This is a genomic window from Nocardia higoensis NBRC 100133 (assembly GCF_000308595.1).
GTDB classification, from domain to species: domain Bacteria; phylum Actinomycetota; class Actinomycetes; order Mycobacteriales; family Mycobacteriaceae; genus Nocardia; species Nocardia higoensis.
The window spans coordinates 1-15,422 of record NZ_BAGA01000092.1 but is presented as its reverse complement, the minus strand read 5'-3'; the positions used below and the strand labels follow the sequence as shown (position 1 = coordinate 15,422).

Annotated in this window: 11 protein-coding genes and 1 pseudogene; 7 read left to right on the top strand and 5 right to left on the bottom strand. The window is 70.6% G+C overall.

Annotation, left to right across the window (positions count from 1 at the left end; genetic code table 11):
* Nucleotides 1-26: 26 nt before the first annotated feature.
* The gene (locus ON26_RS16805; RefSeq protein WP_040797157.1) at nt 27-1,646 is read right to left on the bottom strand and encodes an alkaline phosphatase D family protein; all 1,620 of its coding nucleotides are present in this window, start codon (nt 1,644-1,646) and stop codon (nt 27-29) included.
* Nucleotides 1,647-1,749: 103 nt separating this feature from the next.
* Here ON26_RS16805 and ON26_RS16800 point away from each other — a divergent pair, with 103 nt between their 5' ends.
* The 6 genes from ON26_RS16800 to ON26_RS16775 all read left to right on the top strand — a co-directional run bounded on the left by ON26_RS16800 (nt 1,750) and on the right by ON26_RS16775 (nt 9,417).
* Nucleotides 1,750-3,105 carry a replication-associated recombination protein A gene (locus tag ON26_RS16800; protein ID WP_040797118.1) on the top strand — a complete coding sequence of 452 codons (1,356 nt, stop codon included), beginning with the start codon at nt 1,750-1,752 and terminating at the stop codon, nt 3,103-3,105.
* A gap of 65 nt (nt 3,106-3,170) precedes the next feature.
* A complete protein-coding gene (gene alaS, locus ON26_RS16795; RefSeq protein WP_040797117.1) occupies nt 3,171-5,837 on the top strand; it encodes an alanine--tRNA ligase in 2,667 nt (888 codons plus the stop codon).
* A complete protein-coding gene (ruvX, locus tag ON26_RS16790; RefSeq protein ID WP_040797116.1) occupies nt 5,837-6,367 on the top strand; it encodes a Holliday junction resolvase RuvX in 531 nt (176 codons plus the stop codon). The genes alaS and ruvX overlap by 1 nt, the downstream gene beginning before the upstream one ends.
* Nucleotides 6,364-8,064: an endolytic transglycosylase MltG gene (locus ON26_RS16785; protein ID WP_040797115.1), complete on the top strand. Its 1,701-nt coding sequence runs from the start codon at nt 6,364-6,366 to the stop codon at nt 8,062-8,064. Before ruvX ends, ON26_RS16785 begins: the two co-directional genes overlap by 4 nt.
* Nucleotides 8,054-8,881: a shikimate dehydrogenase gene (locus ON26_RS16780; protein WP_040797114.1), complete on the top strand. Its 828-nt coding sequence runs from the start codon at nt 8,054-8,056 to the stop codon at nt 8,879-8,881. Before ON26_RS16785 ends, ON26_RS16780 begins: the two co-directional genes overlap by 11 nt.
* Before the next feature lie 65 nt (nt 8,882-8,946).
* Nucleotides 8,947-9,417, top strand: coding sequence for a B-4DMT family transporter (locus ON26_RS16775; protein WP_245545882.1), 471 nt, complete (start codon nt 8,947-8,949; stop codon nt 9,415-9,417).
* Between the two features lie 6 nt (nt 9,418-9,423).
* Here the strand turns inward: ON26_RS16775 and ON26_RS16770 are convergent, their stop codons facing one another.
* The gene (locus ON26_RS16770; protein ID WP_040797113.1) at nt 9,424-9,996 is read right to left on the bottom strand and encodes a TetR/AcrR family transcriptional regulator; all 573 of its coding nucleotides are present in this window, start codon (nt 9,994-9,996) and stop codon (nt 9,424-9,426) included.
* Between the two features lie 100 nt (nt 9,997-10,096).
* Between ON26_RS16770 and ON26_RS16765 the strand changes: the two genes are divergently transcribed.
* The gene (locus tag ON26_RS16765) at nt 10,097-11,326 is read left to right on the top strand and encodes an FAD-dependent monooxygenase (RefSeq protein WP_040797112.1); all 1,230 of its coding nucleotides are present in this window, start codon (nt 10,097-10,099) and stop codon (nt 11,324-11,326) included.
* Between the two features lie 10 nt (nt 11,327-11,336).
* Here ON26_RS16765 and aroB read toward each other — a convergent pair whose 3' ends face one another.
* The 3 genes and pseudogenes from aroB to aroC all read right to left on the bottom strand — a co-directional run bounded on the left by aroB (nt 11,337) and on the right by aroC (nt 15,252).
* Entirely contained in the window at nt 11,337-12,458 is a 1,122-nt protein-coding gene (gene aroB / locus ON26_RS16760; protein WP_040797111.1) for a 3-dehydroquinate synthase, read from the bottom strand.
* Nucleotides 12,459-13,528: 1,070 nt separating this feature from the next.
* Nucleotides 13,529-14,047 (bottom strand): annotated as a pseudogene (locus tag ON26_RS34600) (shikimate kinase); the annotation flags it as partial.
* Entirely contained in the window at nt 14,044-15,252 is a 1,209-nt protein-coding gene (aroC, locus tag ON26_RS16750; RefSeq protein WP_040797110.1) for a chorismate synthase, read from the bottom strand. The gene aroC and the pseudogene ON26_RS34600, both read right to left, overlap by 4 nt.
* Nucleotides 15,253-15,422 lie beyond the last annotated feature (170 nt).

The following is a 15,422-nucleotide window of genomic DNA, read 5'->3' as shown; positions in this document are numbered from 1 at the left end:
CGCGCCGGCCGACGGGAGTCCGGTGCTCAGCCGACGGGATCGGGCCGGCGTTCGATCCGGCCCCCGCTGGGCACCGCGAACGAAGCGCCGTGGCGCACCGGCGAAGCGGGGTCGGCGACGTTCGCCAGGTAGAACCAGTCCATCTGGGCGCGCTCGTGGGTGACGTCGAGGACGCCGTAGCCGTGTGACTCGAGTTCGACGAAACGCAGGTGCGGGTTGACCGCGACGATCGCGTTCTCCGCCGACACGGCGGCGGTCCGCGGCGGGGCCCCGAGCAGATCGCCGATGCTCGCCGAGGTGACCGAGGGGACGACGAACTCGGTGCCCGCACTCGGCCCGTGTGGATCGGCGACCGTGACCGGGAGGTCGGCGGCCCAGGAGGAATGGATGTCGCCGGTGAGGAAGACGACATTGCCGACCTCGTCGGCGGTGATCGCCTCGAACAGTCGTCGCCGGTCGGCGGTGTAGCCGTCCCACTGGTCGCCGTTGGCCGACACGCCGTCGCGCGGAATGCCCAGTACGCCGGACAGCGCCTGGCTGGTAGCGGCATCCAGCGGCGGGAACAGCAGCGGCGCGATCATCACCGAGTTGCCGACGAGTTTCCACCGCACCGGAGCCGACACCAGGCCCGCGGTGAGCCATTCCATCTGCGCGTGGCCGGTGATGGTGCGTTCGGGATCGTCGACGCTGCGCCACTGCGCTCCCGGCACGACCTCCTGATCGCGGTAGCTGCGCAGGTCGAGCATGGACAGTTCGGCCAGGTCGCCGAAGCGGAGCCGACGATAGATGCGCAGCTCGTCGCCCGAGCCGCCCGCCCGCACCGGCATCCATTCCAGATAGGCGCGCGTGGAGGCGGCGCGGCGGTCGGCCCAGGTGCCCTCGACGGCCGGATCGTGGTTGCCCGCGCCGCCGGACCAGGAGTTGTCCGCCGACTCGTGGTCGTCCCAGGTGCAGATGAACGGCACCCGCGCGTGCAGGGCCATCAGGTCGGGATCGGTCTTGTACTGGCCGTGCCTGGTCCGGTAGTCGGCCAGGGTGACGATCTCGTGGACGGGATCGTGCGCGCGCAGGCCGGTGCCGTACTCGCCGCGACCGTACTCGTAGAGGTAGTCGCCGAGGTGGACGATCGCATCGAGGTCGCCGCGCTCGGCCAGTTTCCGGTAGGCGCCGAAGGCCCCGGCTTCCCAGTTCGCGCACGACACCACGCCGAAGCGCAGTCGTTCGGGGGAGGAATTGGCGGCGGGCGCGGTCCGAGTACGGCCGGTGGGGGAGGGCTGGCCGAAGGCGGTGAATCGGTAGAAGTAGTCACGGGCGGGGGCCAACCCGGAGACATCGATCTTCACGGTGTGATCGGTGTCGGCGGAGGTGACGACCGCACCGGAGGCGACCACCTGCGTGAACTCCCCGTCGCGGGCCACCTCCCAGTAGACGGCCGCGGGTTCGCCCTCGCCGGAGCCGGGCGCGGCGTCGTCGAACACCGTGACGCGGGTCCAGATGATCACCCCGGTGGGCAGTGGATCGCCGGAAGCCACGCCGTGTCCGAAGACCGGGCCCGACGCGCGCGCACGAGGCATCGCGGCTACCGCGGTCACCGCGACGGCGGCCGCACCGCCCTTGAGCAGAGTCCGTCGGGCGATTGAATCCATCTCGGCCACCCGACGATCCCAGCCCATCCGGGCGGCCCTCGCAAATCGGGCGGGGCTCGGGTGGGGAAACGCCGTGCCGGCGTCCGGCGGTACGGTCGAAAACATGAGCGACGGGCTTTTCGACGTGCCGGGTGCGGCGGTGCAGGAGGCGGGCCACGACAGCGCGGGTGTCGACTTCCGCGGCCCCGGCGACCAGGCGCCGCTGGCGGTGCGGATGCGGCCGCGCTCGCTCGAGGAAGTCGTCGGGCAGCAGCATCTGCTCGGGCCGGGTTCACCGCTGCGCCGCCTCATCGAGGGCTCCGGCGCGGCCTCGGTGCTGCTCTACGGCCCGCCCGGGACCGGGAAGACGACGCTGGCCGCGCTGATCTCCCAGGCGACCGGCCGCCGGTTCGAGGCGCTGTCGGCGCTGTCGGCCGGCGTGAAGGACGTGCGTGCGGTCATCGATCTCGCGCGCAGGCGGCTGACCGCGGGCGAGCGCACCGTGCTGTTCATCGACGAGGTGCACCGGTTCTCCAAGACCCAGCAGGACGCCCTGCTGGCCGCTGTGGAGAACCGGATCGTGCTGCTGGTCGGCGCCACCACCGAGAACCCGTCGTTCTCGGTGGTGTCCCCGCTGCTGTCGCGTTCGCTGGTCCTGCAGCTGCGCTCGCTGACCGATGCCGACATCAAGGTGGTGCTCGAGCGTGCGCTGGCCGACTCGCGCGGATTCGGCGGCGCGTACGAGGTGACCGATGAGGCGCTGGATCACATCGTGCGGATCGCGGGCGGCGACGCCCGGCGCGCGCTGACGGCGCTGGAGGCCTCGGCGGAGTCCTCGGCCGACGGCGTGGTGGATCTGGAGCTGGTGGAGGCCAGCGTGGACCGGGCCGCGGTCCGCTACGACCGGGCAGGCGATCAGCACTACGACGTGGTGAGCGCGTTCATCAAGTCCATCCGCGGCTCCGACGTCGACGCCGCGCTGCACTACCTGGCCAGGATGCTGAGCGCGGGGGAGGACCCGCGCTTCGTGGCCCGCCGCCTGGTGATCTCGGCCAGCGAGGACATCGGCATGGCCGACCCGACCGCCTTGCAGACCGCGGTCGCCGCCGCGCACGTGGTGCAGCTCATCGGGATGCCCGAGGCGCAGTTGACGCTCACCCACGCGACCATCCACCTCGCGACGGCCCCGAAATCCGGCGCCGTCCCCGCGGCGCTGTCGGCCGCGATGGCCGACATCTCCGCGGGCAAGGCGGGGGCGGTCCCGGCGCACCTGCGCGACGGCCACTACGCGGGCGCGGCGAAGCTGGGCAACGCGCAGGGCTACAAGTACCCGCACGACGATCCGGACGGAGTGCTGGCGCAGCAGTATCCGCCCGACGAGATCGTCGGCGCGAACTACTATCGGCCGACCGACCACGGCTACGAGCGCGAGATCGGTTCGCGCGTGGAGAAATTGCGGCGCATCGTTCGCGGTCGCTGACACGCGGCCGCCTGCGGGCCGGGCGATGAAAAATCGGGTGCGCGGCCCCGGTAGGCTCGATACCTGTGCAGACCCACGAGATTCGACGGCGTTTCCTGGACCATTTCGTCCGTGCCGGGCATACCGAGGTACCCAGTGCCTCGTTGATCCTGGCCGACCCCAACCTGCTGTTCGTCAACGCAGGCATGGTCCAGTTCAAGCCGTACTTCCTGGGCCAGGAGGCGCCGCCCTTCCCGCGCGCGACCAGCGTGCAGAAGTGCGTGCGCACCGGTGACATCGAGGAAGTCGGCGTCACCACCCGCCACAACACCTTCTTCCAGATGGCGGGCAACTTCTCCTTCGGCGACTACTTCAAGGAGGGGGCCATCACCCTCGCCTGGGAGCTGATCAGCAAGCCGCAGGAAGAAGGCGGTTTCGGCTTCGATCCCGAGCGTATCTGGGTCACCGCCTACGAGTCCGACCCGGAGGCCGCCGAGATCTGGCATCGCGTGGCCGGGATCCCGAAGGAGCGGATCCAGTTCCGCGATGGCAAGGACAACTACTGGGACATGGGCGTGCCCGGCCCCGGCGGCCCGTGCTCGGAGATCTACTTCGACCGCGGCCCGGCCTACGGCAAGGAAGGCGGCCCGGTCGCCGACGAGGATCGCTACCTCGAGATCTGGAACCTCGTCTTCATGCAGGACATCCGCGGCGAGCTGAGCCCCAAGCAGGGCCATCCGCCGGTGGGTTCGCTGCCGAAGAAGAACATCGACACCGGCATGGGCGTCGAGCGCGTCGCCATGCTGCTGCAGGGCGTGGAGAACGTCTACGAGACCGATCTGCTGCGCCCGATCATCGACAAGGCCGAGCAGCTGACCGGCCGCAGCTACGGCGTCGAACACGCCTCCGACGTGCGCTTCCGCGTCATCGCCGATCACGCCCGCACCGCCGCGATGCTGATCTCCGACGGCGTCAACCCCGGCAACGACGGCCGCGGCTACGTGCTGCGCCGACTGCTGCGCCGCATCGTGCGCTCGGCCCGTCTGCTGGGCGCCGACAAGCCGGTGATGGCGGAGTTCATGCAGGTCGTCAGCGATCTGATGGCACCGTCCTATCCCGAGCTGGCCACCGACTTCGGCCGGATCTCCACCGTGGCCGTCGGCGAGGAGACCGCCTTCCTCAAGACGCTGAACACCGGGTCGGCGCTGTTCGACAACACCGCTTCGGCGGTGAAGGCCGAGGGCGGATCCAAGATCTCCGGCTCGGACGCCTTCACCCTGCACGACACCTATGGCTTCCCCATCGACCTCACCCTGGAGATGGCCGCCGAAGCCGGGCTGTCGGTCGACGAGGACGGCTTCCGCGAGCTGATGGCCGAGCAGCGCCGCCGCGCCAAGGAGGACGCCGCCGCTCGCAAGCACGCGCACGCCGACCTGAGCATCTACAAGGAGCTCGTCGACCGCGGCGCCACCGAGTTCACCGGCTTCGACGAGCTGACCTCCGAAGCGTGGGTACTGGCCCTGATCGCCGACGGCGTGCGGGTGCCCACCGCGACCGAGGGCAGCGACGTCGAGGTGATCCTCGATCGCAGCCCGCTCTACGCCGAATCCGGCGGTCAGATCGCCGACCGCGGCACGATCACCGCGAGCGGCCTGAAGCTGCGGGTCAACGACGTGCAGAAGATCGCCAAGAAGCTGTGGGTGCACAAGGCCACCGTCGAGCAGGGCCAGATCACCGAGGGCGACGTGGTGCTCGCGCAGGCCGACCCGGCGTGGCGCAGCGGCGCCACCCAGGGCCATTCCGGTACGCACATGGTGCATGCCGCGCTGCGCCAGGTACTCGGCCCCAACGCCGTGCAGGCGGGCTCGCTCAACAAGCCCGGCTACCTGCGCTTCGACTTCAACTGGCAGGGCCAGCTCTCCGAGCAGCAGAAGGCCGACATCGAGGCGGTGTCCAACGACGCGGTCGGTGCGAACTTCCCGGTGAACACCTTCGTCACCGACCTGCCCAAGGCCAAGAAGATGGGCGCGCTGGCGCTGTTCGGTGAGAACTACGGCGACGAGGTCCGCGTCGTGGAGATCGGCGGAAAGTTCTCGATGGAGCTGTGCGGCGGCACGCATGTGCAGCACTCCTCGCAGATCGGTCCGATCACACTGCTCGGCGAGTCGTCGGTCGGTTCCGGCGTGCGCCGCGTGGAGGCCTTCGTCGGCCTGGACTCCTACCGCTACCTCGCCAAGGAGCGCGCGCTGCTCGCCGGTGTGGCCTCCGCGCTGAAGGTGCCCTCCGACGAGGTGCCCGCCCGTGTGGAGCAACTGGTGGAACGGCTCAAGGTCGCCGAGAAGGAACTCGAGCGCACCAAGGTCGCGGCGGTGCTGTCGGCGGCCGGGAAATTCGTCGAGGACGCCGAGCGCGTCGGCCGCGTGCTGCTGGTCGCCGCGGCCGCGCCGCAGGGGGTGGCCGCGGCCGATCTGCGGACGCTGGCCACCGACATCCGCGGCCGGTTCGGCAGCGAGCCCGCGGTGGTGGTGCTGCTCGGTGATGCCGACGGCAAGGTGCCGTTCGTGGTGGCGGTCAACAAGCCCGCCCAGGAACTCGGCTTCAAGGCGGGCGAGCTGGTCGCGGCCTTCGGCCCGAGCATCTCCGGCCGCGGCGGTGGCAAGCCCGAGATGGCGCAGGGCGCGGGTTCGGACCCCGCGGGCATCCCGGCGGGTCTAGCGGCGGTCCGCGCACGGGTGGCCGAAATCGCCGGCTGATGGGCGAGCAGGAGCGTGCCGAACGCCCCGATCCCGCTACCGACCCCGGGCGGGGTAGACGCATCGGCATCGATGTGGGCAGTGTCCGCATCGGCGTCGCCTCGAGCGACCCCGACGGCATCCTCGCCACGCCTGTGGAGACGGTGCCGCGCGCGAAGAAGACCGCGCGCGGCACCGTCTCTTCCGACATCCTGAGAATTGCCGAGATTGTGCGGGAGTACGAGGCCGTCGAGGTCGTCGTCGGCCTGCCTCGGACGTTGCGCGGGGAGAAGGGGACTTCGGCCACGATGGCCATCAGGTTCGCTGAAAGATTGCGGGCCGAAATGCCCGACGTGGCGATACGCCTTTCCGACGAACGTTTGACTACGGTATCTGCTGCACGTGCATTGCGGGACAGTGGAGTTCGCGCACGTGGCCAGCGGCAGGTGATCGATCAGGCGGCGGCCGTGTCGATCCTGCAAGGATGGTTGGACGAACGGAGTGCGGTGTTGAGGTCGGTCGGGGACGTGTCGTTCGGGGACGATGCATGACGGATCGATGGGCGCGAGCCGAGGAAGCGTTCCGGCAGCGAGAAGCGGGACGCCGGTACCGACGTGACGATGCGGCGTGGGAACGCGACGAGGTCGAGCGCGACGAGCTCGACGAGTCGTGGGCCGATCAGAGCGGCTACGACGAGCCGGCCGGTTCGGACCAACCGGGCGGCTACTCCGACCGTGGCGGCTACGAGGACGACTACGACACCGCCGTCATCCCGCGCTACGACGACGGCGATCCTGCCTACGCGGAGGTCGCTCGCAGCCGCGCCCAGCGTGGCGCCCGGGCCGCCGAACCCGGCTACGACACGTCCGATCACGACGAGCCCGAGTACGACGACGAGGTGCGGGCGGCGGCCCCGCCGGTGAGCCGGAGCAAGCCCGCCCCACGTTCGCGTCCTGCCGGGCGCACCCGGGGTGCCGAAGGCGGCGCCGCGTCCGCGCGTCCACGAAGGGGTGCGACCGGGGCAGCGCGTTCCGAGCGGACCGCGCGCTCGCGACAGTCCACCCGGCGCCGCCCGGAGACGCGGCGATCCGGCACCGACGACGGCGGCAAGCGCAAGCACACCCGCTGGGTGATGATCGCGCTCGCGGTGCTGGTGCTCGGCGGTGTGGGCGCCTACGGGGTCATGAAACTGACCGGCGGCTACACCCCGCCCGCCGACTTCGCCGGTCCGGCCGGACCCGTGGTCGTCGTGCGGGTGGAGCCGGGCGACACCGCCACCGAGATCTCGCAGGAGATGTACGACAAGGGCGTCGTCGCCAGTTCCGAGGCGTTCTACGAAGCCGCCGTGCAGAACGAGGGCATGAACGCGATCCATCCGGGCTACTACCAGATACCGAGCCAGAGCCCGGCCGCGGATGCCGTGGCCGCCTTGCTCGCCCCGGAAGCCCGGGTCGGCAACATGGTCATCTCCGAAGGCCGTCAGCTGCACGACCAGACCGATGTGAACACCGGCGCGCGCAAGGAAGGCATCTACACCAAGATCGCCGCCGCCAGTTGTGTCGGTGAGGGGCCGGCCGCCCGCTGCGTGACCTACGAGGAACTGGACGCGGCCGGCGCGAGCGATGATCTCGCCGCCCTCGGCGTGCCGAGCTGGGCCGAGGCCGAGGTGCGCTCCGCGCCGGATCAGCACCGGCAGCTCGAGGGCCTGATCGCCGCGGGCACCTGGGATTTCGATCCGAGTGGTGACGCACAGTCGATCCTGCGCGAGCTGATCACCTCCAGTGCGGCCGGCTACGAGTCCACCGGACTGCTGGAATCGGGCGCCAACACCGGCCTGAGCCCCTACGAGACGCTGATCGCCGCCTCGCTGGTGGAACGGGAGGCGCTGCCGCAGGACATGGGCAAGGTCGCCCGGGTCATCGTCAACCGGCTGGAGATCGGGCAGGCGCTGCAATTCGACTCGACGGTCAACTACTCCCTCGACACCACCGAGGTGGCCACCACCGATGCCGACCGCGCGCGGGTGACGCCATGGAACACCTACGCCATGGCCGGGCTGCCCGCCAATCCCATCTCCGCGCCGTCGCTGAACGCGCTGCGCGCCATGGAGTCCCCGGAGCCCGGCAACTGGCTGTACTTCGTGACCATCGACATGAAGGGCACGACCCTGTTCACCGACAGCTACTCCCAGCACCTGAGCAATATCGATCAGGCGCTCAACAGCGGAATCCTCGACAGTGGCCGCTGATCCGCCGACCACGGGGCCGCGCCGGGCCGCGGTGCTGGGCAAGCCCATCGCGCACTCCCGATCGCCGCAACTACATCTGGCGGCATACCGTGCGCTCGGACTGGACTGGACCTACGAGCGCATCGAATGCGATGCCGCGCAGTTGCCGGGTCTGGTCGACAGGCTCGGCCCGGAATGGGTCGGGCTGTCGGTGACCATGCCGGGCAAGGAGGCCGCGCTGGCGTACGCCGCCGAGCGCACCGAACGCGCGGTGCTGGTGGGTTCGGCGAACACCCTGGTACGCACCGACGCCGGTTGGCGAGCCGACTGTACCGATGTCGACGGCGTGTCCGGCGCGCTGCGTGAGGGCGGAGTGCACGCGGTCGATGCCGGTGTGGTGCTGGGCGCGGGCGGCACCGCGCGGCCCGCGCTGCTCGCGCTGCGCGATCTCGGCGCGCGGTCGGTGACCGTGGTCGCCCGCGACGCGGGCCGGGCGCGGTCCGCGCTGGAACTGGCCGAGCGACTGGGCATGACGGTCGAGTTCGCCGCCTTCGGCTCCGGGGGGATCGGTGTGGCCTGCGCGCAGGCCGATGCTGTGGTCAGCACGATTCCAGCCGAGGCGGGCGCGCTGGTCGCCGAAGCGGTCGCGAGCGCGCCGGTGGTGCTCGACGCCATCTACAACCCGTGGCCGACACCGCTGGCCACCGCCGTCGAGGCCGCCGGTCACACCGTGGTCGGCGGTTTGCGCATGCTGCTGAACCAGGCATTCGGCCAGGTGGAGCAGTTCACCGGGCGACCCGCGCCGAAGGCGGCGATGGCCGCCGCGCTGACCTCGTGAAATTCCCGAATTTCTGACACCGGTTCTAGTTATGCGCCGGGGTGCGGGCGGTTATGGTGTTGACCATGAATGCTTGGATCGTGCGCGGACTATTGCTCGGCGCGCTGGTCGTCGCGCTGCGCGTGGCGCTGGGGTTCGCGATGGCGAACTGGCCGACGCACGGCGTCTGGTTCCGGCTGCTGTGCCTGCTCGTCCTGCTCGGTGCCGTGGTGAGCTGGGGCGTGCTGGATGGGCGCCGTGACCGCGAGAGCCATCCCGATCCCGAGCGCGGATCCGATCTCACGATTCGCTGGTTGCAGGCCGCGGCCCTGGGCGGTATCGGCAGCAGCGCGGTCTGCTGGTTGCTCGACTTCCTGGCCGGCTTCGATCTCGGCGACAACGGTGTGCTGTTCGAGCTGACCGCGTGCTCGGCGTTCTTCCTTCTGCTCATATTCGTCCCCGGCCTCGCCGGAATCGGCCTCGGGCGCATCCTCACCGGACGTCGTGCCGACAAGCGTGAGAAGGCGGGCACGGCGCCCGCGCCGGTGGGCGCCTGACCTCGGTCAGAGGTGCTTCAGTGCGTCGACGGCGAGAGTCAGCTCGTCGCCGTCGAGCAGGTCGGCGGTCGGCGCCGCCAGCCAGAGCATCGCGATTCCCTGGAACAGGGTGAACAGCAGTTTCGCCAGTGCGCGAGCCTGTTCGGCCGACAGGTCGGGATGGGTCTCGCGCAGGGTGGCGGCCAGATCGTCGTGCGCGTGCTCGGACGCATCGGCCATGTACTGCCGTGACTCCGCCGAGCGTGTGATGCGCACGATGTTCTCCATGCTCAGCAGCATGTCTTCGCGGTGGTCGCCCAGGATGGCGACCATCCCGTCCCAGGTCTCGCCGATGGTCTCGCGCAGCGGTCGGTCCTGGCCCGCGGCGCGGATGATCGCCTCCATGCGGTCGCCGATTCCGTTGCCGACCCCCTCGGTGAGCGCCTCGGTGACGAGGCGGTCCTTCGAGCCGAAGTGATAGCCGATGGCGGCCAGGCTCACCCCGGCCGCCGTCGCGATGTCGCGCGCGGTGACCTTGGCCAGTCCACGCTCCAAAATCGCCTTGCGGGCCCCTTCCAGCAGGTCCTCTCGGTTTCCCATGGTCGGAGCGTAACAGCGTCTCAGACATTTGTTCTAGACAGGCGTGCGAGCTCGTGTTAGACATTTGTCTAAGACATTCGTTCCATGAAGGGTTGAGTACATGAACACCGAACTGCGCGTTCTCGTCAGCGGTGGCGGCATCGCGGGCAATGCCGTTGCGCTGCAACTCGTTCGAGCCGGCATCCGAACCACCGTCGTGGAGCGCGCGAGCGCGCCGCGACCCGGGGGCCAGGCGGTCGACCTACGAGGTCCCAGCCGGGAAGTGGCGGCGCGGATGGGGCTGATGCCCGGCATCCGGTCCCGTCAGCTGGACGAGCGGGGCATGGCCTATGTGGACCGCAGCGGGCGTGCCTACGTCCGGATGCCCGCGGAGATGTTCGACGGCAACGGCCCGGTCGCCGATATCGAGATCACCAGGGGCGACCTCAACCAAGTATTGCTGGATACGCTGGCCGCGACAGGCGCCGAGCTGGATTACCGGTACGGCGAGCGGATCGAATCCCTGACACAGCACGACGACGGCGTCGAGGTCGGTTTCGCCTCGGGAACCGTCGAGCGCTTCGACCTGGTCGTCGGTGCGGACGGGGTCCACTCGGCGACGCGGCGGCTCGCCTTCGGCCCGGAGGAGCGGTTCTCCACCTACCTCGGCGGCTACACCTCCTACTTCACCGTCCCGACGCCGGCGGGAGTCGAGCCGGGCTGGATGGCGATGCATCTGGCGCCCCGTGTGGCGGTGGGTCTGCGACCGGATACCGATCCCCGCACCGCCAAGGCCATCGTCATGGTGCGTGTCGAGGCCGATCCGGCCCTGCGTCGCGATGTCGAGGCGCAGCAGGGACTCATCCGGCGAATGCTCGCGGATGCGGGTTGGATCACCCCGCACATCCTCGACGCGATGCCCGGCGCGCCGGACTTCTATTTCGACGAACTGGCCCGCATCGACATGCCCAGCCTGTCCGCGGGCCGGGTGACCTTGCTCGGCGACGCGGGTTACTGCGGTTCACCGTTGTCCGGGATGGGCACCGCCATGGCCCTGGTCGGCGCGTATCTGCTCGCGGGCGAGCTCGCCGCCGACCCGTCCGACCCGGTGGCGGCGCTGGCCCGCTACGAAGCCGGGGTGACGCCGTTCCTGGACAAGGCGAAGGAGCTGCCCGGTGGCGGCATCTCGATGATGTTGCCCACCACCAGGATCGGTTCCCTGCTGACCCGGGCCATGGCCCGGCTGATGGTCTCCCGGCCGCTGCGCCCGGTGATGATCAAGATGATGAGCGGAACCGACGACTACGAATTGCCTTCGTACCCAGCCGATTCCGCATCATCCACGCGATGACGTGGTGCCGCTACAGCAGAATCGCGCCGCCGCTCGGGCTCTCCTCGCGGGCGATCGCCGAGTAGGCGGCGGCCAGCAGCGAGGGGTCGGGCCCCTCCAGCCTGCCCGGCTTCGCCAGCCCGTCGAGGACGACGAAGCGCAGGACACCCGAACGGGTCTTCTTGTCGGTCTGCATCGCGTCGAGCAGTTGGGGGAGCGCGTCCGCGTCGTAGGTGGTCGGCAGGCCGACGGATTCCAGGATCGCGCGATGGCGGTCGGCGGTCGCGTCGTCGAGACGGCCCGCGAGCCGGCCCAGTTCGGCGGCGAAGACCAGACCGACCGACACAGCGGCGCCGTGCCGCCAGCGGTACCGCTCGCGGCGCTCGACGGCGTGGCCGAGGGTGTGGCCGTAGTTGAGGATCTCGCGCAGGCTCGATTCCTTCAGATCCGCGGCGACCACGTCGGCCTTGACCTGGATGGCGCGGCGGATCAGCTCCGGCAGCACCTCGCCTGCCGGGTCGAGAGCGGCTTCGGGATCGCGCTCGACCAGTTCGAGGATCACCGGGTCGGCGATGAAGCCCGCCTTGATGATCTCGGCCATGCCCGCGACGATCTCGTTGCGCGGCACGGTTTCCAGCGTCGCCAAGTCGACCAGCACCGCGGCCGGTTCGTGGAAACTGCCGACCAGGTTCTTGCCCGCTTCGGTGTTGATGCCGGTCTTGCCACCGACGGCGGCGTCGACCATCGCCAGCAGCGTGGTCGGCACGTGCACGATCTGCACCCCACGCATCCAGGTGGCGGCCACGAAACCGGCGAGATCGGTCGCCGCGCCGCCGCCGAGGCTCACCACCACGTCGTTGCGGGTCAGGCCGATCCGGCCGAGCACCTCCCAGCAGAATCCCGCGACGGCGAGGTCCTTGCCCGCTTCGGCGTCCGGGATCTCGACGCGGTGCGCGTCGATTCCGGTATCGGCCAGCGCCGCACGCACCACTTCGGCGGTCTCGGCCAACGTCGGCTGATGGAAGATGGCCACCGTCCGCACACCCGGCGTCGCGCCGGTCACCGACTCGACGAGATCGCCGAGCAGGCCGCGGCCGATGATCACCGGGTACGGGTCGGCGGTGCGAACCTGGATTCGACTCGGCTCTGTCACGACTGCTGCTCCGATTCTGTTCGTGCCGTCTGCTTGGAAGCTCCACCGCGGGCGTTCTGCCCGCCACCTCGAACGGAGGGAGCGTTGCCACGGGTACCGGTCGCGCCGCCGCGGGCGCCCGATCCTCCGTTGCGGGCGCGCCGTGCTCGGGCGCGCCTGGATCTGTTACCACTCGGCGCGGGAGCGCCTGTCCCGGTCTGTCCGGCGGCCGGGGCCGCGGGGCGATCCCCGTCGGCGGGCGCGTGCGCGTCCGGGTTCTCCCTGTGCACCGGCCGCGTATGGGGCGGCGTGCCGTCGGCGCTGGATCCCTGGGATCCGTTGGTGCCGCGTCTGCGACCGGATCGGCGACTCCTGCGGGGTGCGCGGTCGGCCGGGGCGGGTGTGCCCACACCGGTGCCATCCGATCCGGTGGCGGATCGGCCGGCCATTTCCGCCGCCGCTTCGCCCGAGCCGTCACCGGGCCGAACTGCACCGGTGTGGTCCGGTTCGGTAATGGACCGCCCGGCGGCGACGATTCCAGTGACGTTCGCGCCGTCGCCGGAATGATCCGTGGGCGTCCGGGCGATGTCCGCTCCGTCTGCGGAGCCGCGCGGTGTACCGCCGGTCGCGACCTGGGCGTCCTGCGCCGAGCCGCTCGCGGCTGGGCGGCTGCCCGACTGGGACCGGCGACGGCGCGGTCGCCTGCGCCTGCCGGTGGTCGCGCTCTCGCCGGCGGCATCGCCCGCCGAATTACCCGATGCGGCAGCTCCCTGTTCGGCGGCCGCGGCCGGACCACTCGTCGCCGCCGTCGGGTGGTGCGCCGAAGAGCGCATGGTTTCCTCGCCCGAGCTGGAGGTCGCGGGCTCGGTGACCGGCTGCGCCGCAACGCCCGGCCTGCCGACAGTCGTCGTCTCCGTGGCGGGAGCGGCCGATTCCGCCACGCTGCCGGAAGTCGCCGCCGCTCTACGCCGGGCAGCGGCGCGTGCCCGGGCACGTCGCCGCGCCCGGGAGCGACTGCTGCCCGGCGCGGCCGGGGTGACGGCCTCGCCGGACTTGCCCGGCTCGGGGTCGGCCGTGGCGGGGTCGATGCCGAGGCGCGAGAGGATCATCCGGACGACGCGGCTCGGGCTGCGACCGTCGGTACGCACCCGCACGGTCGCCACCTCGCGGTAGAGCGGGCGGCGGGTGCGCATGAGCTCGCGGTACTTCGCGCCCGGATCGTCGCCGTTGAGCAGTGGACGCTGATTGCTGGCACCGGTGCGGCGCAGCCCTTCGGCCACGCTGATCTCCAGGTACACCACGGTGCGATTGCGCAGCAGTGCCCGGGTGTTCGCGGAGAGCACCGCGCCGCCACCGAGGGAGACGACGCCGCGTTCGGCCAGGATCGCCCGGCGCACCACGCGCTCTTCGATCCGCCGGAACTCCGGCTCACCGTCCTCGGCGAAGATCTCCGGAATGGTGCGGCCGGTCTCGCGCTCGATGCCGGCGTCGGTGTCGTACAGGTCGACGCCCAGCTCTCTGGCGAGCTTGCGACCGATCGTGGACTTGCCCGCCCCAGGCGGCCCGACCAGCACCACTCGCGGCGTGCGCGGGTCGGTCGGTGCGATCATCGCGCCCGACTGTCCGCCGAGACATGCGGGCGGGTGCTGATCCGCTTGACGTAACTGCTGATGTTGTCGACGGTCTCGGCCAGCGAATCGCCGCCGAACTTCTCCAGCACGGCCTGAGCGACGACCAGCGCCACCATGGTCTCGGCGACGACACCGGCGGCGGGCACCGCACACACGTCGGAGCGCTGGTGGATGGCCACGGCCTCGTCGCCGGTGGACATGTCGACGGTCGACAGCGCGCGTGGCACGGTGGAGATCGGCTTCATCGCCGCACGCACCCGCAGCGCCTCGCCGTTGGTCATGCCGCCCTCGAGGCCGCCCGCGCGGTTCGTCGAGCGCAACACGCCGTCGGGGCCGGGGCGCATCTCGTCGTGGGCCTGGCTGCCGCGCCTGCGCGCGGTCTCGAAACCATCGCCGACCTCGACGCCCTTGATGGCCTGGATGCCCATGAGCGCGGCCGCGAGGCGCGAGTCGAGGCGATTCTCACCGCTGGTGAACGAACCGAGCCCCACGGGCAGACCCTCGACGATCACCTCGACGACGCCGCCGAGGGTGTCGCCGTCCTTCTTCGCGGCTTCGATCTCGGCGATCATCGCGGCCTCGGCCTCGGCGTCGAAGGCGCGCACCGGACTCGCGTCGATGGCGGCCAGATCGGCCGCTGTCGGGGTGACACCGGTGGTGTTGGCGGCCGCGCCGATGGCGACGACATGCGAGACGACCTCGACGCCGAGCGCCTGCCGCAGGAAGTTGCGGGCGACGGTGCCCGCGGCGACGCGCGCGGCGGTCTCCCGTGCGCTGGCCCGCTCGAGCACGTTCCTCGCGTCGTCGAAGCCGTACTTGAGCATGCCGGAGTAGTCGGCATGCCCGGGGCGCGGCCGGGTGAGCGGGGCGTTGCGGGCCAGATCGGCGAGTTCGGCCTCGTCGACCGGGTCGGCGGACATGACCGTCGTCCACTTGGGCCACTCGGAATTGGCCACCTCGATGGCGACTGGACCGCCCATGGTGCGGCCGTGGCGCACGCCGCCGACCATCGTGACCTTGTCGGCCTCGAACTTCATCCGGGCGCCGCGCCCGTAGCCGAGCCTGCGGCGCGCGAGCTGAGCGGAGATGTCCTCGGTGGTCACCTCGACGCCCGCCACCATTCCCTCGAGGATGGTGACGAGAGCGGGACCGTGGGATTCTCCGGCAGTTATCCAGCGCAGCACAGCTTCTATCCTTTCATGTCCGCGCGAAGGCGGTGGTATCCGGTCTGTGGTGATCACCGGCACGCCGCCGGGAGATCCCGTGTGTGTCGCCGGCCGGTCGCGGGCGGCTGCTCGTCGGTCGCTCGAAGCCCTCACCAGGCGGTGACGACCAGGGCCAGCACGGTGGCCCC

Coding starts and splice junctions, on each gene's coding strand:
- ON26_RS16805 (WP_040797157.1), bottom strand. CDS start 1,646: ATGGATTCAATCGCCCGACGGACTCTGCTCAAGGGCGGTGCGGCCGCC.
- ON26_RS16800 (WP_040797118.1), top strand. CDS start 1,750: ATGAGCGACGGGCTTTTCGACGTGCCGGGTGCGGCGGTGCAGGAGGCG.
- ruvX (WP_040797116.1), top strand. CDS start 5,837: ATGGGCGAGCAGGAGCGTGCCGAACGCCCCGATCCCGCTACCGACCCC.
- ON26_RS16785 (WP_040797115.1), top strand. CDS start 6,364: ATGACGGATCGATGGGCGCGAGCCGAGGAAGCGTTCCGGCAGCGAGAA.
- ON26_RS16775 (WP_245545882.1), top strand. CDS start 8,947: ATGAATGCTTGGATCGTGCGCGGACTATTGCTCGGCGCGCTGGTCGTC.
- ON26_RS16770 (WP_040797113.1), bottom strand. CDS start 9,996: ATGGGAAACCGAGAGGACCTGCTGGAAGGGGCCCGCAAGGCGATTTTG.
- ON26_RS16765 (WP_040797112.1), top strand. CDS start 10,097: ATGAACACCGAACTGCGCGTTCTCGTCAGCGGTGGCGGCATCGCGGGC.